This is a genomic window from Angustibacter speluncae, from assembly GCF_054777815.1.
Genome location: NZ_BAAHAF010000148.1, coordinates 13961 through 35849, shown reverse-complemented (window position 1 = coordinate 35849; position 21889 = coordinate 13961). Strand labels below are relative to the sequence as shown.

At 70.7% G+C, this 21889-nt stretch carries 16 protein-coding genes and 3 rRNA genes; 1 reads left to right on the top strand and 18 read right to left on the bottom strand.

The window, feature by feature from the left end:
- From ACYVKY_RS16505 to ACYVKY_RS16420, 18 genes are all read right to left on the bottom strand, one after another.
- Positions 1 to 1088: copper transporter (locus tag ACYVKY_RS16505; protein WP_460436073.1), on the bottom strand; the 1088-nt coding region annotated here is incomplete at its 3' end.
- Between the two features lie 73 nt (positions 1089 to 1161).
- Positions 1162 to 2376 (bottom strand): putative cytokinetic ring protein SteA, encoded by a 1215-nt coding sequence (gene steA, locus ACYVKY_RS16500; RefSeq protein ID WP_460436072.1) that lies wholly within the window; start codon positions 2374 to 2376, stop codon positions 1162 to 1164.
- A 98-nt stretch (positions 2377 to 2474) separates the two neighbouring features.
- Positions 2475 to 4187, bottom strand: coding sequence for a DNA repair protein RecN (recN, locus tag ACYVKY_RS16495; RefSeq protein WP_460436076.1), 1713 nt, complete (start codon positions 4185 to 4187; stop codon positions 2475 to 2477).
- A 14-nt stretch (positions 4188 to 4201) separates the two neighbouring features.
- The gene (locus ACYVKY_RS16490; RefSeq protein ID WP_460436071.1) at positions 4202 to 5134 is read right to left on the bottom strand and encodes an NAD kinase; all 933 of its coding nucleotides are present in this window, start codon (positions 5132 to 5134) and stop codon (positions 4202 to 4204) included.
- On the bottom strand, positions 5131 to 5958 hold the full coding sequence (locus tag ACYVKY_RS16485) for a TlyA family RNA methyltransferase (protein ID WP_460436070.1): 828 nt from the start codon (positions 5956 to 5958) through the stop codon (positions 5131 to 5133). The genes ACYVKY_RS16490 and ACYVKY_RS16485 overlap by 4 nt, the downstream gene beginning before the upstream one ends.
- Position 5959: 1 nt before the next feature.
- Positions 5960 to 6151, bottom strand: a complete 192-nt coding sequence (locus tag ACYVKY_RS16480) for a hypothetical protein (RefSeq protein ID WP_460436069.1) — start codon at positions 6149 to 6151, stop codon at positions 5960 to 5962.
- Positions 6148 to 6816, bottom strand: coding sequence for a hypothetical protein (locus ACYVKY_RS16475; protein WP_460436068.1), 669 nt, complete (start codon positions 6814 to 6816; stop codon positions 6148 to 6150). The genes ACYVKY_RS16480 and ACYVKY_RS16475 overlap by 4 nt, the downstream gene beginning before the upstream one ends.
- Before the next feature lie 49 nt (positions 6817 to 6865).
- Positions 6866 to 7876 carry an HAD-IIA family hydrolase gene (locus ACYVKY_RS16470; protein WP_460436067.1) on the bottom strand — a complete coding sequence of 337 codons (1011 nt, stop codon included), beginning with the start codon at positions 7874 to 7876 and terminating at the stop codon, positions 6866 to 6868.
- Entirely contained in the window at positions 7873 to 8607 is a 735-nt protein-coding gene (locus ACYVKY_RS16465) for a tetratricopeptide repeat protein (protein WP_460436066.1), read from the bottom strand. The genes ACYVKY_RS16470 and ACYVKY_RS16465 overlap by 4 nt, the downstream gene beginning before the upstream one ends.
- Positions 8608 to 9721: 1114 nt before the next feature.
- Positions 9722 to 9838 (bottom strand): 5S ribosomal RNA (gene rrf, locus ACYVKY_RS16460).
- Positions 9839 to 9909: 71 nt separating this feature from the next.
- Positions 9910 to 13026 (bottom strand): 23S ribosomal RNA (locus ACYVKY_RS16455).
- 341 nt (positions 13027 to 13367) lie between these two features.
- A 16S ribosomal RNA gene (locus tag ACYVKY_RS16450) occupies positions 13368 to 14890 on the bottom strand.
- Together the 16S, 23S and 5S rRNA genes form the textbook arrangement of a ribosomal RNA operon.
- 571 nt (positions 14891 to 15461) lie before the next feature.
- Positions 15462 to 16733 carry a tyrosine--tRNA ligase gene (tyrS, locus tag ACYVKY_RS16445; RefSeq protein ID WP_460436065.1) on the bottom strand — a complete coding sequence of 424 codons (1272 nt, stop codon included), beginning with the start codon at positions 16731 to 16733 and terminating at the stop codon, positions 15462 to 15464.
- 76 nt (positions 16734 to 16809) lie between these two features.
- On the bottom strand, positions 16810 to 17457 hold the full coding sequence (locus ACYVKY_RS16440) for a DNA-3-methyladenine glycosylase (RefSeq protein WP_460436075.1): 648 nt from the start codon (positions 17455 to 17457) through the stop codon (positions 16810 to 16812).
- The gene (locus tag ACYVKY_RS16435) at positions 17454 to 18212 is read right to left on the bottom strand and encodes a succinate dehydrogenase/fumarate reductase iron-sulfur subunit (RefSeq protein ID WP_460436064.1); all 759 of its coding nucleotides are present in this window, start codon (positions 18210 to 18212) and stop codon (positions 17454 to 17456) included. Before ACYVKY_RS16435 ends, ACYVKY_RS16440 begins: the two co-directional genes overlap by 4 nt.
- Positions 18209 to 20116 carry a succinate dehydrogenase flavoprotein subunit gene (locus ACYVKY_RS16430; RefSeq protein ID WP_460436063.1) on the bottom strand — a complete coding sequence of 636 codons (1908 nt, stop codon included), beginning with the start codon at positions 20114 to 20116 and terminating at the stop codon, positions 18209 to 18211. The genes ACYVKY_RS16435 and ACYVKY_RS16430 overlap by 4 nt, the downstream gene beginning before the upstream one ends.
- Positions 20117 to 20137: 21 nt before the next feature.
- Positions 20138 to 20947 carry a hypothetical protein gene (locus ACYVKY_RS16425; RefSeq protein WP_460436062.1) on the bottom strand — a complete coding sequence of 270 codons (810 nt, stop codon included), beginning with the start codon at positions 20945 to 20947 and terminating at the stop codon, positions 20138 to 20140.
- Positions 20944 to 21186, bottom strand: coding sequence for a hypothetical protein (locus ACYVKY_RS16420; protein WP_460436061.1), 243 nt, complete (start codon positions 21184 to 21186; stop codon positions 20944 to 20946). The genes ACYVKY_RS16425 and ACYVKY_RS16420 overlap by 4 nt, the downstream gene beginning before the upstream one ends.
- 171 nt (positions 21187 to 21357) lie before the next feature.
- On the opposite strand from ACYVKY_RS16420, the gene ACYVKY_RS16415 reads away from it, so the two are divergent.
- Positions 21358 to 21888 (top strand): DUF1990 family protein, encoded by a 531-nt coding sequence (locus ACYVKY_RS16415; protein ID WP_460436060.1) that lies wholly within the window; start codon positions 21358 to 21360, stop codon positions 21886 to 21888.
- The last annotated feature ends 1 nt before the right edge of the window (position 21889 follow it).

The following is a 21889-nucleotide window of genomic DNA, read 5'->3' as shown; positions in this document are numbered from 1 at the left end:
CCGTCCCCGGTGGGGTCGCCCGTCGCGCCGTCGGCCGGCGTGGTCGTCCCGTCGGTCGAGGTCCCGTCGGGCGAGGTCCCGTCGGTCGAGGTCCCGTCGGTCGAGGTGGTGCCGTCCGGCACCTCGTCGGTCGCGGGCGGGGTGAAGGCCGGCACGACCGCCTGGGCGCTGCCGCCGGTCCCGTACTGGCCCGCGCGCCCCTCGACCTGCTCGCGCAGGGCGAGCACGACCGAGATCCGGGCGCCGGGCGCGGCCAGCCCGTCGACCGACGACACGGTCTCGGTGAGATCGGCGTCCGAACGCAGCGCGGCGAGCAGGCCGTCCTCGCCGTCGTCGCTCTGCGGGGCGGCGAGCACGGCGCCGCGGCTCTCGCCGTCGAGCTGCTCGAGCACGGCCAGGTGGGCGGTGGTCGCCGACTGCGTCCAGTCGGCGTCGCCGGAGCCGGCCGCGTCGGCCGGCGAGCCGCCGACGACGACGGCGAGGTCGGCGAGCACCGGCTGCTCCTGCTCGACGGTCACGAGCTCGGCGGCCACGAGGCCGTCGAGCGCCTGCTGCGCCGGGGCGGGGCGCTGGGCGCCGCCGCCGGTCGACACCAGCGAGCGGGCCAGCGTCACGGCCAGCTCGCCCTCGGTGCCCAGCGAGGCCTCGGGACGGGGGTCGAGGTACTGCACCAGCTGGCCGGCGAGCTCGCGCCGGAACGCCGCCTGCTCGGGGTCGCTCCAGGCGGGCTGCACCGCCACGGTGCCGGTGACGGTGGCGCCCGCCGTGGTGAGGTCGGTGGTGAGCGGCTCGAGCGCCGCGGCGTCCGCGCCCGGCAGGGTGACGACGACGACCGTGCGGCCCTCCAGCTGGCCGGGCAGCAGCGACGCGCCGAGGCCGGCGAGCAGCTCGTCGCGGCCGGTGATGTCGGCGTCGCGGTTGGCCACGGCCTGCTGCAGCGCCTCCTTGTCGTCGCGCAGCGCGCGGACCTGGCTGGTCAGGGTGTCGCCGAGCGACTCGCGCAGCGGGCCGGCGCCCAGCACGACGCCGATCGCGAGCGCCATGAACACCGACACCAGCGACACGAGGTGGTAGCGGAAGTCGATCATCGGTGTCTGGTCCTCCGGACCGCTCGGTGGGGGGCGTCGTGGCGGGGGCGGGCCCCGTGCGGGGCGGCGGGGTTCACGGCGACGACGACCCGCCCGAGAAGAGGTCGGTCACGAAGTCGACGACGACCCGCACCGCGTCGTGCACCCACCCGCCGGCGAGCGCGTAGAAGGCCTGCCCGACCGAGGTGGACGCGAGCGCCACCCCCAGGGCGGCGAGCCCCGCGAGCACCAGCAGCGCGAGCTGCAGGTTCGAGATCCGCTGCCGGTACAGCCGCGAGACGCCCTTGGCGTCGACGAGCTTGCCGCCGACCCGCAGCCGGGTCAGGAAGGTCGAGGCCATGCCGGAGCGGCCCTTGTCGAGGAACTCCACCAGGGTGGCGTGCGTGCCGACCGCGACGATCAGCTCGGCGCCCTTGTCGTCGGCGAGCAGCATCGCGACGTCCTCGCTGGTCCCGGTGGCCGGGAACACGACCGGGGTGACGCCGAGGGCCTCGACCCGCTCCTGCCCGGGGGCGTTGCCGTCGCGGTAGGCGTGCACGACGATCTCGGCGCCGCTGGTGAGCGCGGCGTCGGACACCGAGTCCATGTCGCCGACGATGAGCGAGGGCTTGTAGCCCGCCTCGAGCAGCGCGTCGGCGCCGCCGTCGACGCCGATGAGCACCGGCCGGTACTCGCGGATGTAGGGCCGCAGCGTCGCGATGTCCTCCTTGTAGTGGTACCCGCGCACCACGATGAGGACCTGCTTGCCGTCGAGGTCGGTGGTGATGTCCGGCACGCCCACGCCGTCCAGGAGCAGGTCGCGCTCCTTGCGCAGGTACTCCATCGTGTTCGCCGCGAACGACTCCATCTGCACGGCGAGCCCGGCGCGCGCCTCGAGCTGGTCGGCCTCGACGGTGGCGTCGGTCTGCTCGACGCCCTCGGCGACCTTCTTCTCGCCCACGAACACGGCGTTGCCGTCGACCCGGACGGCGCGGCCCTCCTCGACGGCGGTCATCACCTCGGTGCCCACGGCGTCGACGAGCGGGATACCCGCCTCGACGATGATGACGGGCCCGCGGTTCGGGTAGCGCCCGGACGTGCTCGGAGCGGCGTTGACGATCGCGGCCGGACGCTTCGCGACGAGCGCGTCGGCGGCCACCTGGTCGATGTCGACGTGGTTGATGACCGCCACGTCACCGGGCTGCAGCCGCTTGGTGAGGTCCTTGGTGCGCGGGTCGACGCGAGCCGTCCCGGTGACACCGGGGTCGGTGGTCCTGGGTGGCCGGCGGCCGAACAGCGTGCGTCTCATCGTCGGCCATCGTCCCACGCGGCGGGGCCGGTCCCGTGCAGCCCGGCCGCGCGGCCCTGCCCCGGCCCGCGTGAGCCCCGCCACGGCTCGACGGCCGGTCAGACGGGTTCGGCGGCCGCCTGGGCGAGCAGCTCGGCCGCGTGCTCGCGGGCGGACGAGGAGTCCTGCTGCCCGGCGAGCATCCGCGCCAGCTCGCGCACGCGGTCCTCGCCGTCGACCCGGTGCACGCCGCTGCTGGTGACCTGGCCGTCGTCCGCCTTGCGGACGACCAGGTGCGTGTCGGCGAACGCCGCCACCTGCGGCAGGTGCGTGACGACCACCACCTGCGCGGTGCGGGCCAGCGCCGCCAGGCGCCGGCCGATCTGGACGGCGGCCGCGCCGCCGACGCCGGCGTCGACCTCGTCGAAGACGAACGTCGGGACGGGGTCGCTGCCCGCGAGCGCGACCTCGAGCGCCAGCATCACCCGGGACAGCTCGCCGCCGGACGCCCCGCGGGCCAGCGGACGCGGCTCGGCACCGGAGTGCGGGGTGAGCACCAGGGTGACGTCGTCGGCGCCGTGCGGCCCGCGCGGTTTCGGGTCGACCAGCACGCCGAGGGCGGCCGACGGCATCGCCAGCGCCGCCAGCTCCTCCTGCACCGCCTGGGCGAGCCGCTCGCCCGCGGCGCGGCGCAGCGTCGTCAGCCGCGCGGCCCGCGCGGCGAGGTCGCCGTCGAGGTCGCGGTGGCGCGCGGTGAGCTGCTCGAGCCGGTCGTCGTCGCCGTCGAGCTCGACCAGCCGCGCGGACGACGCGCGCGCCCACTCGAGCACGGCGTCGACGTCGTCGCCGAAGCGCCGGGTGAGCGCGCCGAGCGCAGCCCGGCGCTCGTGCACCTGCGCGAGCTGCTCGGGGTCGGCCTCGACGCCCTGGTGGTAGGTGGCGAGCTCGGCGGCCACGTCGGCGGCCAGGTAGCCGAGCTCGGCGACCCGGGACGCGAGCGCGCCCAGCCGCTCGTCGTGCTCGGCGACCGCCTCGAGCTCGCGCCGGGCCCGCTCGACCAGCGCGACCACGTCGACCGTGTCGGGGTCGGGCGCGTCCTCCACGTCGCCGGCCAGCGCCCGGTGCGCGCCGGCGGTGGCCGCGCGCAGCTCCTGGGCGTGCTCGAGCCGCTGCGTGCGCGACCGCAGCTCCTCGTCCTCGCCCGGCTGCGGGTCGACCTGCTCGACCTGCTCGAGGCCGGCCCGCAGCAGGTCGGCCTCCTGACGCCGCTCCCGGGCACGCGTGGTGATCTCGGTGAGCTCGGCGTCGACGGCGGCGAACTCCTCGAACGCCGTCGCGTAGGCGGTGAGCTCGGCAGCGAGGTCGGCGCCGCCGAAGCGGTCGACCATCTCGCGCTGGCGGGCGGGCGAGCGCAGCAGCACCTGCTCGGACTGCCCGTGCACGGCCACCAGGTCGTCGGCCAGCTCGCCGAGCACGCCGACCGGCACGGTGCGCCCGCCCAGGTGCGCGCGGCCGCGTCCGCCGGCCGCGACCGAGCGCGCGGCCAGCAGCTCGGCGTGACCGGACTGGTCGTCGACCGGGTCGAGGTCGGCGCCCGCCTCGCGGGCGCGCTCGGCCACCGGGCCGTCGGACGGGACGACGAACCGCCCCTCGACCCGGGCCGCGGTGGCACCGGCCCGCACCGCCCCGCTGTCGGCGCGGCCTCCGAGCAGCAGGCCGAGGCCGGTGACGACCATGGTCTTGCCGGCGCCGGTCTCGCCGGTGACGACGCTGAACCCCGGGCCGAGCTCGACCACGGCCTCGCTGATCACGCCGAGGTCGCTCAGCCGCATCTCCTCGAGCACGCTCAGGCCACCGGGTCGTCGTCGTGCGCGGGTCCGCGCCACCCGGTGACGGGCAGCCGGAACTTGGCGACCAGCCGGTCCGTGAACGGCCCGGTCGCGAGCCGGGCGAGGCGCACGGGCTCGCTGCCGCGGCGCACCTCGATGCGGGCACCGGGCGGCAGGTCGACGGTGCGTCGACCGTCGCACCAGAGCACGCCGGAGTCGGCCCGGTCGAGCACCTCGACGGCCAGGACGGACGTGGGCGCCGCGACCAGCGGGCGCGAGAACAGGGCGTGCGCGCTGATGGGCACCATGAGCAGCGCCTCGACCTCGGGCCACACCACCGGCCCGCCGGCCGAGAACGCGTACGCGGTCGACCCGGTCGGGGTGGCCATCACCACGCCGTCGCAGCCGATCGTCGACACCGGACGGCCGTCGACCTCGGTCACCACCTCGAGCATCCGCTCGCGGCTGGCCTTCTCGACGGTCGCCTCGTTCACCGCGAAGGTGCGCGTGACGACCTGCCGGTCGCCGTCGGAGCCGACGGTCACCAGGACGTCGAGCGTCATCCGCTCCTCGACCACGTAGTCGCGGGCGGCCAGCCGGTCGACCGCCTCGGCGAGGTCGTCGCGCTCGCTCTCGGCGAGGAACCCGACGTGGCCGAGGTTGACGCCCAGCAGGGGGACCTGGTGGCCGCGGACGACCTCGGCGGCGCGCAGGATGGTGCCGTCGCCACCGAGCACGACGACCAGCTCGACGTCGCCGACCACCTCGGCGGTCGTCTCGACGGTGACCAGGTCGCCCTCGTGCGGGACGTCGGACGCCTCGTGCGCCACCATCACCGGGCAGAACCCCGCGGCGACCAGGCGGTCGAGCAGCTCGGTGGCCGCGGCCACGGCCTGCGGGCGGCCGGTGTGCGCGAGCACGAGGACGCGTCGCGCCGCGCTCGTGCTCACGTGGCTCCCCTCGGACCCTGCGCCACGGCGGTGGCGACCAGCTCGCTCACCGTACCCGGCGACGGCGACGGCTCCCCGTCGACGTGGGGACGCAGGTGCAGGAAGAACTCGACGTTGCCGCTCGGGCCGGGCAGCGGGCTCGCCGCCACGCCGTGCACGTCGAGACCGGCGGTGCGAGCGGCCTCGGCCACCGTCACGACGGCCTCGGCCCGCAGCGCCGGGTCGCGCACCACGCCACCGGCGCCCAGCCGCTCGCGCCCGACCTCGAACTGCGGCTTCACCATCAGCAGCAGGTCGGCGTCCGGCGCGCAGCACGCGGCCAGCGACCCGAGCACCAGGGTGAGCGAGATGAACGACAGGTCGGCCACGACCAGACCGGGCGCGGGGGCGACGGCACCGGGCTCGAGCGTGCGGACGTTCGTGCGGTCGAGCACGGTGACCCGCTCGTCGCTGCGCAGCGACCAGGCGAGCTGGCCGTAGCCGACGTCGACGGCCACCACGTGGGCCGCGCCGCGGCGCAGCAGGACGTCGGTGAACCCGCCGGTCGAGGCGCCGGCGTCGAGGCAGCGGCGTCCGGCCGGGTCGACGCCGAACGCGTCGAGCGCGCCGACCAGCTTGTGCGCGCCGCGGCTCACGTACTCGGGTCCGGCGTCCGCCTCGGCCACCACGACCGGGTCGGCCGGGTCGACCTGGGTCGCGGGCTTGCTCGCCACCTGCCCGCGGACGCTCACCCGGCCGGCGGCGACCAGCTCGGCCGCCTGCTGGCGGCTGCGGGCCAGGCCGCGGCGCACCAGCTCGGCGTCCAGTCGCTGGCGCCGCGCCACGTCAGCCCTCGGTGGACGACAGCCGCTGCTGCAGCGCCTCGTGGACGGCGGCCAGCACCGGCAGCTGCTCGGCCGGGTCGAGGCCGGCGTCGAGCGCGTCGAGGTCGGCCAGGGCGGCGTCGACCGCCTCGTCGCCCGTGCGGTCGGTGTCGGGAGCCGGCGGACGCTGGGGCAGCGGCGTGGTCTCGCTCACGCGCCCTCGTCCGGGGTGGACGTGCCGGTGGCGTCGGCGACCGTGGTGGTCGGCGCGACCGCCTTGCGCGGGGACGCCTTCTTCGCGGAAGCCTTACGAGGTGCGGCCTTGGTAGCGGCGGACGTCGTGGCCTTCGTGGCCGGAGCCGTGCTCGCGGCAGACTTCCTCGCCGGGGTGGTGACCGGCGCGGTCGCCTTGCGCGGAGAGGCCTTCTTCGCAGAAGCCTTCTTCGCAGAGGCCTTCTCGGCGGTCGTCTTCGTCGCCGCCGCCTTCCTGGCGGTGGTGCGCGGGGCCGTCGGGCGCGACGTGGCCGTCGCACCGGCCGTCGCAGCCGCCGAGGCGCGGAGCCGGGCGATCTCGGCCTCGAGCTCGGCGATGCGGCCGCGCAGGGCGTCGGCCTCGGCCGCGGTCACCACGCCCAGCGTGGCGACGGCGCGCTCGGCCTCGGTGCGCACGACGTCGAGCAGCGCACCGCGGTTGTCGCGCGCGGTGACCAGGAGGTCCTCGGCGAGCCCGGTGATCTGGGTCGCCATCGCCGCGGCACCGGACGGCACCGCCTGGATGCCGCCCTGCGCGAGCAGCGCGGTCGCCACCTCGCGCGCCTTCGCCGCGGTCGCCTCCGTCAGCCCGCTGACGAGCGCCACGTATCCCTTCAGACCGTCCACGTCCGGCCTCCCTCCTGGTGGTCCGCGAGCGTACCCGCCGTGCGGTCGGTCACCGTCGTCCCCCCGGGTCGGCCAGCAGCGCGGCCAGCGCCTCACCAGGTCGGGCGTCGTCCCCGACGTCGCGGGTCGCCCAGACCAGCCGGAGCCCGGCCCACGCCGCAGCCAGCCGGTCGATGACCTCCCCCGCCGGCTCGACCAGGCCGTCGGTGAGCGCGACGGTCTCGCCGGCGCAGGTCGCGCGCCCCTCGTCCAGGTCGACGACGAGGGCGGGGACGTGCAGCGCCCGCAGGTCGTGACCGACGTGCGTCGGACGCGACCGCGGCGCGAGGTCGACCAGGTCGGGCAGGTGGTGCACGCCGGTGAGCACCAGCAGCGCGTCCGTCCCGGCGGCGACCGCGCCCTCGATGTCGGTGTCGATCCGGTCGCCGACCACGAGCGGACGCTGCGAGCCGATCGCCCGGGCCGACTCGGTGAACGCGACCGGCTCCGGCTTGCCTGCCACGTCCGGGTCCACCTGGACGGCGGCCCGGACGGCCGCGACCAGCGTCCCGTTGCCGGGCGCGATGCCGCGCGCCGTCGGGATCGTGAGGTCGCGGTTGGTCGCGACCCACCAGGCGCCGGCGTTGACGGCGTGCGCCACCTCGGCGAGCTGCGCCCAGCCGACCTCGGGGCCGTACCCCTGGACGACCGCCTGCGGCCCGTCGTCGGCCGACACCACCGGCTCGAGGCCCACGGCGCGCAGCGACTGCGCGACACCCGGCCCGCCGACGGCGAGCACCCGCGCCCCCTCCCCCAGCCGGCGGAGGACGACCGCCGCGGCGACCTGCGCCGAGGTGACCACCTGGTCGTCCCCGAGCTCGAGCCCGAGGCCGCGCAGGTGCTCGGCCACGGCGCTCGCCGGACGGGACGCGTTGTTCGTCACGTACCCGGTGCTGACGTGCTGCGAGGCCGCGCGCAGCGACTCGACCGCGTGCGGCACCGCGTCGGGGCCGACGTACACGACGCCGTCGAGGTCGAGCAGCAGGCCGTCGTAGGCCGACAGCAGGGTGGCGGCGGTCACGCGTCGTCCGGACGCTGCTCGCTCGCGCTGTCGTCCGCCGGAGCTGCAGCCTCGGTGTCGTCGGGCGCCTCGTCGTCGTCCTCGAGCAGGTCGACGATGTCGCCGTCCTCGACCCGGCCGAGCCGGTCGGCCGCACCGGTGCTGCCGTCGTCGTCGGCGTCGGCCGCCTTCTCCAACCAGCCGCGCGCCTCGTCGGCGCGGCCGGCGGCCTCGAGCGCGTCGGCGTACGCCGACATCAGCCGGGCGCGGGCGGCCCGCGACGCCGCCGAGCCCGACCGCGGCGGGACGTCGAGCTCGGCCACCTGCAGCGCGACCACGGCGGCGTCGTGCTGACCGAGGTCGCTGCGGGCACCGGAGGCGACGATGAGCATCTCGAGGCGTCCCGCGCGGTCGAGCTGGGCGACCTCGGGGGCCGCGGCCAGGTCGAGCGCGCGCTCGGGGCGACCGAGTCCACGCTCGCAGTCGGCCATGACGGGCAGGTGCTCGAACGACCCCGTGAGCCGCCGAGCGGTGCGCAGCTCGCGCAGTGCCTCGTCGTAGTGGCCGGCGTGGTAGGCCGCCAGACCGGCTGCCTCTCGGACGAGCCCGACCCGCCCGGCGCGGCGCTGCGCGGCGAGGGCGTGCTGGTACGCGGTCTCGGGGTCCTCGTCGAGCAGCCGCGCGGCCATCACCAGGTGGCGGGCGACGACCGTCGCGTTGTCCTTGGCCAGGGTGCCGAGCTCGCCGCGCACCTCGCGGTCCAGCTCGTCACCGGTGACGTCGGCCGGCAGCGCCGGCTCGGCCGGGCCGCGGCCGCGCTCCTCCCGCTCCGGGCGGCGAGCGGGCCCCGTCCCCCGGCCCGCAGGACCGCCGCCGAAGCCGCGGGATCCACCGCGGTCGTCACGACGGGGACCACCACGGGAGTCGTCACGACGCGGACCACCACGGGAGTCGTCCCGACGCGGACCACCACGGGAGTCGTCCCGACGCGGACCACCACGGGAGTCGTCCCGACGCGGACCACCACGGGAGTCGTCCCGACGCGGACCACCACGAGAGTCACCCCGAGGCGGACCACCACGAGAGTCGTCCCGACGCGGACCACCACGCGAGTCGTCCCGACGCGGACCACCACGAGAGTCACCGCGAGGCGGACCACCACGGTCATCACGACGCGGGCCACCACGGTCGTCACGACCGGCGCCGCCACCGAAGTCGCGACGCGGACCACCACGGGAGTCATCACGACGGGGACCACCACGCGAGTCGTCACGACGGGGACCACCACGAGAGTCACCGCGAGGCGGGCCACCACGGTCATCACGACGCGGGCCACCACGGTCGTCACGACCGGCGCCGCCACCGAAGTCGCGACGCGGACCACCACGGGAGTCATCACGACGGGGACCACCACGGGAGTCGTCACGGCGGGGGCCACCCCGGTCGTCACGCCCTGGGTCGGTACCGAAGTCCCGACGCGGACCACCGCGGGCGTCGTCCCGACGCGGGCCACCACGGCCGGCGTCGCGCCCTCCGGCACCGGCAGGACGACCGGTACCGCGGTACGGCTCACCCTGACGGGGACCGCCGCTGCGCCCACCCGACGAACTGCCGCCGCCGGCACGCTGCCCACCCCCGAAGCGGCCTCGAGGTGCACCGTCTCCACGGCCACCGCCGGTCGACCGACCCTCGTCGCGCCGCGGACGGTCCCGGTCGTCGTCGGATGAGCTCATGGCAGCGATCCTTCCTCCTCGACCCGCGGGTCACCAGCGGGTCGTGCGCGGGCCTCACGGCATCCGCAGGTGTGCGTGGTGGACAAACAGCGATGACGCCCACCCCCGGAGGGGTGGGCGTCATCGAAAGTATGTCCGGCGGCGTCCTACTCTCCCACGAGGTCCCCCTCGCAGTACCATCGGCGCAGTTGGGCTTAGCTTCCGGGTTCGGAATGGAGCCGGGCGTTTCCCCAACGCTATGACCGCCGAAACTCTATGGAGATGTCAGGGTCTGACCGACCGCATCTCGGGAACCGCACAGTGGACGCAAGCGCATTTGAAGTAGGCAAGTTATCGGCTTATTAGTACCGGTCAGCTTCACGAGTCGTTGGTCCTCGCTTCCACATCCGGCCTATCAACCCAGTAGTCTAGCTGGGAGCCTCTCGGGGTAAAACCCCATGGAGACCTCATCTTGAAGCAGGCTTCCCGCTTAGATGCTTTCAGCGGTTATCCCTCCCGAACGTAGCTAACCAGCCGTGCTCCTGGCGGAACAACTGGCACACCAGAGGTTCGTCCATCCCGGTCCTCTCGTACTAAGGACAGCCCTTCTCAAGTCTCCTGCGCGCGCAGAGGATAGGGACCGAACTGTCTCACGACGTTCTAAACCCAGCTCGCGTACCGCTTTAATGGGCGAACAGCCCAACCCTTGGGACCGACTCCAGCCCCAGGATGCGACGAGCCGACATCGAGGTGCCAAACCATGCCGTCGATATGGACTCTTGGGCAAGATCAGCCTGTTATCCCCGGGGTACCTTTTATCCGTTGAGCCCTCGCGTTTCCACAAACCACGAGAGGGTCACTAGTTCCGACTTTCGTCCCTGCTCGACTTGTCAGTCTCACAGTCAAGCTCCCTTGTGCACTTACACTCGACACCTGATTGCCAACCAGGCTGAGGGAACCTTTGAGCGCCTCCGTTACTCTTTAGGAGGCAACCGCCCCAGTTAAACTACCCACCAGGCACTGTCCCTGATCCGGATCACGGACCGAGGTTAGATGTCCAGAGCGACCAGAGTGGTATTTCAACGTTGACTCCACCGACACTGGCGTGCCGGCTTCACAGTCTCCCACCTATCCTACACAAGCCGCACCGAACACCAATACCAAGCTATAGTAAAGGTCCCGGGGTCTTTCCGTCCTTCTGCGCGTAACGAGCATCTTTACTCGTAGTGCAATTTCGCCGAGTTCGCGGTTGAGACAGCGGAGAAGTCGTTACGCCATTCGTGCAGGTCGGAACTTACCCGACAAGGAATTTCGCTACCTTAGGATGGTTATAGTTACCACCGCCGTTTACTGGCGCTTAAGTTCTGAGCTTCGCCTTGCGGCTAACCCGTCCCCTTAACGTTCCAGCACCGGGCAGGCGTCAGTCCGTATACATCGTCTTGCGACTTCGCACGGACCTGTGTTTTTAGTAAACAGTCGCTTCTCCCTGGTCTCTGCGGCCTTCAAGCGCTCCGGCAGCAAGTGCCTTCACGCCTCAGGCCCCCCTTCTCCCGAAGTTACGGGGGCATTTTGCCGAGTTCCTTAACCACGATTCACTCGATCGCCTTGGTATTCTCTACCTGACCACCTGAGTCGGTTTGGGGTACGGGCGGCTAGAACCTCGCGCCGAGGCTTTTCTTGGCAGCATAGGATCACCCAATCATCCCGCATTCGCGGTCACTGTCAGATCTCAGGCTGTGTGAGAGGCGGATTTGCCTACCTCTCGCCCTACATCCTTAGACGTGGACTACCATCGCCACGCTGGGCTACCTTCCTGCGTCACCCCTGTTAATACGCTTGCCTACTACCGGTTCGGGTCGCGCGCTCCACTCGATCGTCCCGAAGGACTCACGAGCTTCAGGCGCTTAGCATCACCGGGTTCGGCATGGGCGGTTCTTCGCCGGTACGGGAATATCAACCCGTTGTCCATCGACTACGCCTGTCGGCCTCGCCTTAGGTCCCGACTTACCCAGGGCGGATTAACCTGGCCCTGGAACCCTTGGTCATTCGGCGGACGGGTTTCTCACCCGTCTTTCGCTACTCATGCCTGCATTCTCACTCGTGTAGCGTCCACGGCTGGGTTACCCCGCCGCTTCACTCGCCACACGACGCTCCCCTACCCATCCACACGCCTGGACCACGAAGGCCTGGCTCATGTGTGAATGACACGGCTTCGGCGGTGTGCTTGAGCCCCGCTACATTGTCGGCGCGGAATCACTTGACCAGTGAGCTATTACGCACTCTTTCAAGGGTGGCTGCTTCTAAGCCAACCTCCTGGTTGTCTGTGCAACTCCACATCCTTTTCCACTTAGCACACGCTTTGGGGCCTTAGCCGGTGTTCTGGGCTGTTTCCCTCTCGACTACGGAGCTTATCCCCCGCAGTCTCACTGCCACGCTCTCACTTACCGGCATTCGGAGTTTGGCTGACGTCAGTAACCTTGTGGGGCCCATCGGCCATCCAGTAGCTCTACCTCCGGCAAGAAACGCGTGACGCTGCACCTAAATGCATTTCGGGGAGAACCAGCTATCACGGAGTTTGATTGGCCTTTCACCCCTACCCACAGCTCATCCCCCAGGTTTTCAACCCTGGTGGGTTCGGTCCTCCACGCGGTCTTACCCGCGCTTCAACCTGGCCATGGGTAGATCACTCCGCTTCGGGTCTAGACCCAGCGACTCAATCGCCCTGTTCGGACTCGCTTTCGCTACGGCTTCCCCACACGGGTTAACCTCGCCACTGAGCACTAACTCGCAGGCTCATTCTTCAAAAGGCACGCTGTCACCCGATCCGAAGATCCGGCTCCAACGGCTTGTAGGCACACGGTTTCAGGTACTATTTCACTCCCCTCCCGGGGTACTTTTCACCTTTCCCTCACGGTACTTGTCCGCTATCGGTCACCAGGGAGTATTTAGGCTTAGGGGGTGGTCCCCCCAGATTCGTACGGGATTTCTCGGGCCCCGTACTACTTGGGATCCCCGTCGGGAGTGCGCGCCATTTCGTCTACGGGGGTTGCACCCTCTGTGCCGGGCCTTTCAATGCCCTTCGACTATGACGCGCATTTCTGACTCCCTGACCGGTTGGTAGTCCGGTCGGACAGGTCCCACAACCCCGCACACGCAACGCCTACCAGCTATCACACGTGTACGGTTTGGCCTCTTCCGCGTTCGCTCGCCACTACTGACGGAATCGCTGTTGCTTTCTCTTCCTGAGGGTACTGAGATGTTTCACTTCCCCTCGTTCCCTCCGCACGCCCTATGTGTTCAGGCGTGGGTGACTGGAGATGAATCCAGCCGGGTTTCCCCATTCGGAAATCCTCGGATCACAGTTCGGTTGCCAACTCCCCGAGGCTTATCGCAGGCTCCTACGTCCTTCATCGGCTCCTGGTGCCAAGGCATCCACCGTATGCCCTTAAAAACTTGGCTACAGATATCAAAGATGCTCGCGTCCACTGTGCAGTTCTCAAGCTACGGGCGGTCCCGGTCCCCTGAGCCGGCGCCTGGCCACCGCTGGTGGCTGGTTCGTCCGGGGGACCGGTCCTGGAGTGAAGGGCTGACGCCCGTTCCCTCAGGACCCAACAGCGTGCCGAGGCAGTCCCCGTCGTTCAGCTCCAGGTTCCGGGTGGACCTTGCGGTCCGGTCGTACTGAGGAGCGTCGCGACGGCGACTGCCAACTGGTCAATGTTCCACCCTTGAGCACCACCTCGAACGCGTACGGCTCGAGCGTGGGCCTGGACGCCGGCGAACCGGCGCCAGATGCTCCTTAGAAAGGAGGTGATCCAGCCGCACCTTCCGGTACGGCTACCTTGTTACGACTTCGTCCTAATCGCCAGTCCCACCTTCGACAGCTCCCTCCCACAAGGGGTTGGGCCACTGGCTTCGGGTGTTACCGACTTTCATGACGTGACGGGCGGTGTGTACAAGCCCCGGGAACGTATTCACCGCAGCGTTGCTGATCTGCGATTACTAGCGACTCCGACTTCATGGGGTCGAGTTGCAGACCCCAATCCGAACTGAGACTGGCTTTTTGGGATTCGCTCCACCTTGCGGTCTCGCAGCCCTTTGTACCAGCCATTGTAGCATGCGTGAAGCCCAAGACATAAGGGGCATGATGATTTGACGTCATCCCCACCTTCCTCCGAGTTGACCCCGGCAGTCTCTTATGAGTCCCCGGCATGACCCGCTGGCAACATAAGACGAGGGTTGCGCTCGTTGCGGGACTTAACCCAACATCTCACGACACGAGCTGACGACAACCATGCACCACCTGCGCAGGACCCTTGCGGACCTTCCATCTCTGGAAGTTTTCCCTGCATGTCAAGCCTTGGTAAGGTTCTTCGCGTTGCATCGAATTAATCCGCATGCTCCGCCGCTTGTGCGGGGCCCCGTCAATTCCTTTGAGTTTTAGCCTTGCGGCCGTACTCCCCAGGCGGGGCGCTTAATGCGTTTGCTGCGGCACAGAACTCGTGGAATGAGCCCCACACCTAGCGCCCAACGTTTACGGCATGGACTACCAGGGTATCTAATCCTGTTCGCTACCCATGCTTTCGCTCCTCAGCGTCAGTTACGGCCCAGAGACCCGCCTTCGCCACCGGTGTTCCTCCTGATATCTGCGCATTTCACCGCTACACCAGGAATTCCAGTCTCCCCTACCGCACTCTAGTCTGCCCGTACCCACTGCAGGCCCGGGGTTGAGCCCCGAGTTTTCACAGCAGACGCGACAGACCGCCTACGAGCTCTTTACGCCCAATAATTCCGGACAACGCTTGCACCCTACGTATTACCGCGGCTGCTGGCACGTAGTTAGCCGGTGCTTCTTCTGCAGGTACCGTCACTTTCGCTTCTTCCCTGCTGAAAGAGGTTTACAACCCGAAGGCCTTCATCCCTCACGCGGCGTCGCTGCATCAGGCTTTCGCCCATTGTGCAATATTCCCCACTGCTGCCTCCCGTAGGAGTCTGGGCCGTGTCTCAGTCCCAGTGTGGCCGGTCGCCCTCTCAGGCCGGCTACCCGTCGTCGCCTTGGTGGGCCGTTACCCCACCAACAAGCTGATAGGCCGCGAGCCCATCCTTGACCGAAAAACTTTCCAACCACGCAGATGCCTGTGCGGTTCGTATCCGGTATTAGCTCCGGTTTCCCGGGGTTATCCCAGAGTCAAGGGCAGGTTGCTCACGTGTTACTCACCCGTTCGCCACTGATCAGCTGGAGCAAGCTCCAGCGTCACCGTTCGACTTGCATGTGTTAAGCACGCCGCCAGCGTTCGTCCTGAGCCAGGATCAAACTCTCCGTTGATGTCATCTGGTTAGACCCGGCGGACCGGGCAACCGACTTTTCACGAAGTGACGCGATCAGATCGCGCCATTTGATTCTTGGCTGAGCAGAATCTCGCTAGCTATGTAAGTGATACATAACTGATCTTCTGTCATACCAAAGGAATTTCCGCGTAGCTGGTCGTCAGCCGGCTGATGCCGACCTCGGTGCCACCCACGACGGGGTTTTGGCATTGACTTTTGGCACGCTGTTGAGTTCTCAAGGAGCGGACGCGCACCTCAGATGGACCCTGTTCGGGCTTCTCTGCGGGGCAACCCTGCAAACTTACTCGGCCTTCGCGTCTCCGTCAAACTCGCGGGACTGGGTCCCTGCGGCTCTCGTGGAGGCCTTCCGGCCACCCGTGATTCTCGCTCGTGACGTGGTCGTACCGACCAGTCACGGTCCGGAGGCTCTCGGGGTCCAGCCTCAGGGACCGGCCACCGTCTCGGTGTCCGTTCCTCCCTGCCGGGCTGACGTCGAGAACATTACGAGGGCCCCGCGACGGGAGTCAAATCGGGGTCCGACGGGTCCCCCGGACGGCCCCGATCCGTGCTCAGGACGCGTCCGCGACGACCTTGACGGCGGCCAGCGTCCGGCGTCCGCGGCGCAGGACCGCCCACCGCCCGTGCAGCAGCTCCTCCTCGCCGACGACCGCGTCGACGTCGGTGACCTTGGTGTTGTTCACGTACGCCCCGCCCTCCTCGACCGTGCGGCGCGCGGCCGAGCGGCTGGCCGCCAGGCCGGTCGCCACGAGCAGGTCGACGACGGCCAGGCCGTCGCGGCCCACCCGGGCCGACGGCAGCTCGGCAGCGGCGTCGGCGAGGGTCCGCTCGTCCAGGTCGCGCAGCTCCCCCCGTCCGAACAGGGCCTGGCTCGCCGCCTCGACCGCCGCCGTGGCGGCCGCGCCGTGGACGAGCGTGGTGACGTCCCGCGCGAGGGTGCGCTGCGCCTCCCGGGCGAAGGGGCGCTCGGCGACCTCGGTCTCGAGCGCCGCCACCTCCTCCCGCGTGCGGTCGGTGAACACCTTGAGCAGCTGCACCACGGAGGCGTCCTCGACGTTGAGCCAGTACTGGAAGAACGCGTAGGGGCTCGTCATCGACGCCTCGAGCCAGACCGCGTTGCCCTCGGACTTGCCGAACTTGTTGCCGGCCGAGTCGGTGATCAGGGGCGTGGTCAGCAGGTGCACCGACGCCCCCTCGACCTTGTGCACCAGGTCGACGCCGGCGGTGAGGTTGCCCCACTGGTCGTTGCCGCCGGTCTGCAGCGTCACCCCGTGCTCGCGGAACAGGTGCAGGAAGTCGAGCCCCTGCAGGAGCTGGTAGCTGAACTCGGTGTAGCTGATGCCCTCGTCGCTGTTCAGCCGCGCGGCCACGGCGTCCTTCTTCACCATCTGGTTGACGCGGAAGTGCTTGCCGACGTCGCGCAGGAAGTCGAGGACGGTCATGTCCCGCGTCCAGTCGAGGTTGTTCACCAGCACGGCCGGGTCGTCGCCCTCGAAGTCGAGGAACGGGCGCACCTGCGCGGCGATCCGCGCGACCCAGTAGGCGGTCTGCTCCTTCGTCTTCAGCACCCGCTCGGCCGTCGGCCGCGGGTCGCCGATCTGGCCGGTCGACCCACCGACGAGGCAGAACACCCGGTGGCCCGCCCGCTGCAGGTGCCGCAGCACCACCAGCTGCACCAGGTTGCCGAAGTGCAGCGACGGCGCGGTGGGGTCGAAGCCGCAGTAGACCGACAGGCCGCCGGCGAGCGCGGTGCGGAGCGCGGCCTCGTCGGTGGTCTGCGCCACCAGTCCGCGCCACTGCAGCTCGTCGAGGATGTCGGTCACCGGTCGTGCCTCCGTTCGGTGCGGGCACCGCCCGTCGCGGGGCCGCTGCGCGCCCCAGCCTGCCCGATCGCGCTCGTCACCGGCGACGCGGTTCGGCCCGCGGGACGGACGCCCGGTAGGTCGACACCGTCGGGTCGTCGGCGAGCCAGAACCGCCAGGGGTACACGGTGCCGTCCCCGCCGGCGCCGGAGACCCCGACCCGCGGGCCCGTCCGCACCGACGTCCTCGGCACCGCGCGCCCGCGCGGGACCAGCCGCACCGACGACGAGCGCAGGTCGGCGCCGTCGTCGTCACCGGTCAGCCCGAGCGCCTGCGCGAGGCGCGCGGGCCCGCGCGCGAGGTCGCGGTCGGTGCGGGCGGCGGGACGTCGCGAGCGCGCGAGCCCGTGGCCCTCGACCACCTCGCCCGCCCGCAGCAGGACGGCGGAGGCCCGGCCGTCCGGGCCCGTCACGACGTTCGCGCACCAGTGCATGCCGTAGCTGAAGTACACGTACAGGTGCGCCGGCGGGCCGAACATCACGGCGGTGCGGGGCGTCCGGCCGCGGAAGGCGTGCGAGCCGGGGTCGTCCTCGCCGGCGTAGGCCTCGACCTCGGTGAGCCGGACGGCGACCACGCCGTCGGCGTCCTCGCGGCGCACCACCGCACCGAGCAGCCGCGGCGCCACCTCCAGGACGGGCCGGACGAGCAGCCGCGCGAGGGCGTCGGGGCCGTCGGCGCCGTTCAGGACCCCGGGCGGCGCCGGATCCTCGAGCCCAGCCACACCAGCGGATCGTACTTGCGGTCGACGACGCGCTCCTTCATGGGGATCAGCGCGTTGTCGGTGATCTTGATGTGCTCGGGGCAGACCTCGGTGCAGCACTTGGTGATGTTGCAGTAGCCGAGACCGTGCTCGTCCTGCGCGGCGTCGCGGCGCTCGAGCTGGTCGAGCGGGTGCATGTCGAGCTCGGCGACGCGCATGAGGAAGCGCGGGCCGGCGAAGGCGGCCTTGTTCTCCTCGTGGTCGCGGACGACGTGGCAGGTGTCCTGGCACAGGAAGCACTCGATGCACTTGCGGAACTCCTGCGAGCGCTCGACATCGACCTGCTGCATGCGGTACTCGCCCGGCTCGAGGTCGGCGGGGGGCGAGAACGACGCGACCTCGCGGGCCTTGGCGTAGTTGAACGAGACGTCGGTGACGAGGTCCTTGACGACGGGGAACGCCCGCATCGGCGTGACCGTGATCGTCTCGGCCTCGGTGAAGGTGCTCATCCGCGTCATGCACATCAGCCGCGGGCGCCCGTTCACCTCGGCGCTGCACGAGCCGCACTTGCCCGCCTTGCAGTTCCAGCGCACGGCCAGGTCGGGCGCCTGCGTCGCCTGGAGCCGGTGGATGATGTCGAGGACGACCTCGCCCTCGTTCACCTCGACCGTGAAGTCCTGCAGCGAGCCGTCGTCGGCGTCGCCGCGCCAGACGCGGAAGCTGGCCTGGTAGCCGCTCACGCCCCACCCTCCTTCCGTCGCCGGCCGAGCTCGTCGTCGCTCAGGTACTTCGACAGCTCGGACTCCTCGAACAGGTCGAGCAGGTCCTCGCGGATCGCCGGGACGGGCTGACGGGTCAGCGCCACCCGCCCGTCGGCGTCGAGCCGGCTCACCAGGTTCACGCCGCGCCACGCGGAGTCCATCGCGGGATGGTCCTCGCGGGTGTGGCCGCCGCGGCTCTCGGTGCGCTCGAGCGCCGCGAGCGCGACGCACCGCGAGACGAGCACCATGTTCTGCAGGTCGAGCGCGAGGTGCCACCCCGGGTTGAACTGGCGGTGGCCCTCGACCACGACGCGGGACGCCCTCTCCTCCAGCGCGTCGAGCTTCTCGAGCGCCTCGCGGATCTCGCCGTCGCGGCGGATGATGCCGACCAGGTCGTTCATCGTCTGCTGCAGCTCGGTGTGCACCGTGTAGGGGTTCTCGGGGGTGCTGCCGTCCGGACCGGGGTCGAAGCACGCGACGGCCCGGCGGGTCGCCGCCTCGACGTCCTCCGTGCGCACGGCCGGCCGTTCGTCGAGCGAGCGCAGGTACTCGGCGGCGCCGGTGCCGGCGCGACGCCCGAACACGAGCAGGTCGGACAGGCTGTTGCCGCCCAACCGGTTCGAGCCGTGCATGCCGCCCGCGACCTCGCCCGCGGCGAAGAGCCCCGGCACCGTGGCCGCCGCGGTGTCGGCGTCGACCTCGACGCCGCCCATGACGTAGTGGCAGGTGGGGCCGACCTCCATCGGCTCGGCGGTGATGTCGACGTCGGCCAGCTCCTTGAACTGGTGGTGCATCGACGGGAGCTTCTTGATGATCGTCTCGGCGGGCAGCCGGGTCGAGACGTCGAGGAACACGCCGCCGTGGGGCGAGCCGCGTCCCTCCTTGACCTCGGTGTTGATCGCGCGCGCGACCTCGTCGCGCGGCAGCAGCTCCGGCGGCCGCTTGTTGTTCTCCGGGTCGGTGTACCAGCGGTCGGCCTCCTCCTCGGACTCCGCGTACTGGGTGCGGAAGACCTCGGGGACGTGGTCGAACATGAAGCGGGTGCCCTCGGAGTTGCGCAGCACGCCGCCGTCGCCGCGCACCGACTCGGTGACGAGGATGCCCTTCACCGACGGCGGCCAGACCATCCCGGTGGGGTGGAACTGGATGAACTCCATGTTCAGCACGCTGGCGCCGGCGCGCAGCGCCAGGCCGAGTCCGTCGCCGGTGTACTCCCACGAGTTCGAGGTGACCTTGAACGACTTCCCGATGCCGCCGGTCGCGAGGATCACGGTCGGCGCGCGGAACACGACGAAGCGGCCGGACTCGCGCCAGTAGCCGACCGCACCCGCGATGCGGCCGTCGTCGAGCAGCAGGTCGGTGATCGTCAGCTCGGCGAACACCCGCAGCCGCGCCTCGGCGTCGCCGGACTCGCGCTCGTCGTCCTGCTGCAGCGAGACGATCTTCTGCTGCAGCGTGCGGATCAGCTCGAGGCCGGTGCGGTCGCCGACGTGCGCGAGACGCGGGTACTCGTGGCCGCCGAAGTTGCGTTGCGAGATGCGGCCGTCGGGCGTGCGGTCGAACAGCGCGCCGTAGGTCTCGAGCTCCCAGACCCGTTGCGGCGCCTCCTGGGCGTGCAGCTCGGCCATCCGCGGGTTGTTGAGGAACTTGCCGCCGCGCATGGTGTCGCGGAAGTGCACCTGCCAGCCGTCCTTGGAGTTCACGTTGCCCATGGACGCGGCGATGCCGCCCTCGGCCATCACGGTGTGCGCCTTGCCGAACAGCGACTTGCAGATGATCGCGGTGCGCAGCCCCTGCTCGCGGGCCTCGATCGCCGCCCGCAGCCCGGCGCCGCCGGCGCCGATCACCAGGACGTCGTGGTCGTGCTGCTCGAGGTCGCTCACGTCGGTGCCGGGACCCTTCTCCTAGTTGAGGAACCGCAGGTCGGTGATCGTGCCGCTCGCGACCATCCACACGTACAGGTCGGTGAGGACGAGGCTGGCCAGGGTCACCCACGCGAACTGCATGTGCCGCTCGTTCAGCTTCGAGACCCAGCCCCACATGCGGTACCGCACGGGATGCCTGCTGAAGTGCTTGAGGCGTCCGCCGACGAGGTTGCGGCAGGAGTGGCACGACAGCGTGTAGAGCCACAGCAGCACGACGTTCGTCACCAGGACGAGCGTGCCGAGCCCGATGCCGAAGCCGCCGTCGGCACCGTGGAACGACTTCAGCGCGTCGAAGGTGTTCAGCAGCGAGATCAGCACCGCCGCGTAGAAGAAGTAGCGGTGGGCGTTCTGCACGATCAGCGGGAACCGGGTCTCGCCCGAGTAGGCCTTGTGCGGCTCGGCCACCGCGCACGCGGGCGGCGACTGCCAGAACGCCCGGTAGTAGGCCTTGCGGTAGTAGTAGCAGGTCAGGCGGAACAGCAGCAGGAACGGCAGCGTCACGATCGCCAGCGGGATGAGCGGCGGGAACTCGCCGAACCACACGCCCAGGTGGGAGGAGCCCTCGACGCAGGACGCGCTCACGCAGGGCGAGGCGAACGGCGTCAGGTACTCGTACTCCGGCACGTAGTAGTGCTGCTGGGTCGCCGTGCGCCCGAGGCCGTAGGCGAGCCAGAGGGTGAACAGGACGAAGGTGAGGGCGGGCTGGACCCAGTAGCGGTCGGTGCGCAGGGTGCGCTCGGCGATGCGGGCGCGGCCCGGGGCGCCGACCCCGGTGGGCGGGGCGCTCACCCGCGACCCTGGGCGCCGAGGCCCTCGTCGTCGGCCTCGGCCCAGAAGTCCGTCCCGTACTCGTCGTCGGTGATGTAGACGACCTCCTGCTGCGCACCGGGCGAGCGGGGGGCGGCGGCCGCGAGCAGGTTCAGGTCGGCCGCGACCCGGGCGACGTCGTCCTTGAGCCGGTGCACGTCGACGGTCTCGCCGTACTGCGCCGCGAGCGCCTGGACGCTGCGCCGCAGCTCGGCCACCACCGACCTCGCGTGCGTGACTGCCTCTGCCGAGCCCATCGCCTCGCCCTCCTCAGCGCCGTCGCCTCGGGTGCAGCGAGAGCCCGCGCCGTCGCGAGCCCTCGTCCCGTAGTCAAGCGAACCGGGGTGCCGACGGCAAGGGTCCGGTCCGGCGCGCCTGCGAGGATCGGGGTCGTGACGGCGACCGGCGGACCTCCGCACCTGGAGCGGCTCACCTACCCGCGCGCGCTGGTCGGCGCCAGCCTCGGGACGACGCCGCCGCCGGGGTTCGCGTGGCTGCGCCAGCGCGTCCGGGCCGGCACCGGCGACGCCGACCTCGAGCGGGCGACCGCGGTGGTGCGCTCGTGGCGCGTGCTCACCGGCGCCGGCATCCGGCTGGACCCGCTGCCCCGGCAGGAGGTCGGTGCGGACGTCGTGCAGCGCGTGCGGGTCGGACCGCTGCTCGTCACCGCCCCGTGCGTGGTCGTCGCGGTGGTCGACGAGCCACTGCGCCGCGGGTTCGCCTACGGCACGGTCGGGACCCACCCGGAGTGCGGCGAGGAGTCGTTCGTCGTCGAGCAGGACCGCGGCGGAGCGGTGTCGTTCACGATCACCTCGTTCTCGCGCCCGGCCCGGTGGTGGTCGCGGCTGGGTGCCCCGGTGACCCGTCGCGTGCAGCGGGCGACGGTCGACCGGTACCTGCAGCAGGTGGCCCGGCCGTCCTGAG

What these genes read in the sequence shown, in the direction of transcription:
- steA (WP_460436072.1), bottom strand. Translation starts at nt 2,376, where the DNA reads ATGAGACGCACGCTGTTCGGCCGCCGGCCACCCAGGACCACCGACCCC.
- recN (WP_460436076.1), bottom strand. Translation starts at nt 4,187, where the DNA reads ATGCGGCTGAGCGACCTCGGCGTGATCAGCGAGGCCGTGGTCGAGCTC.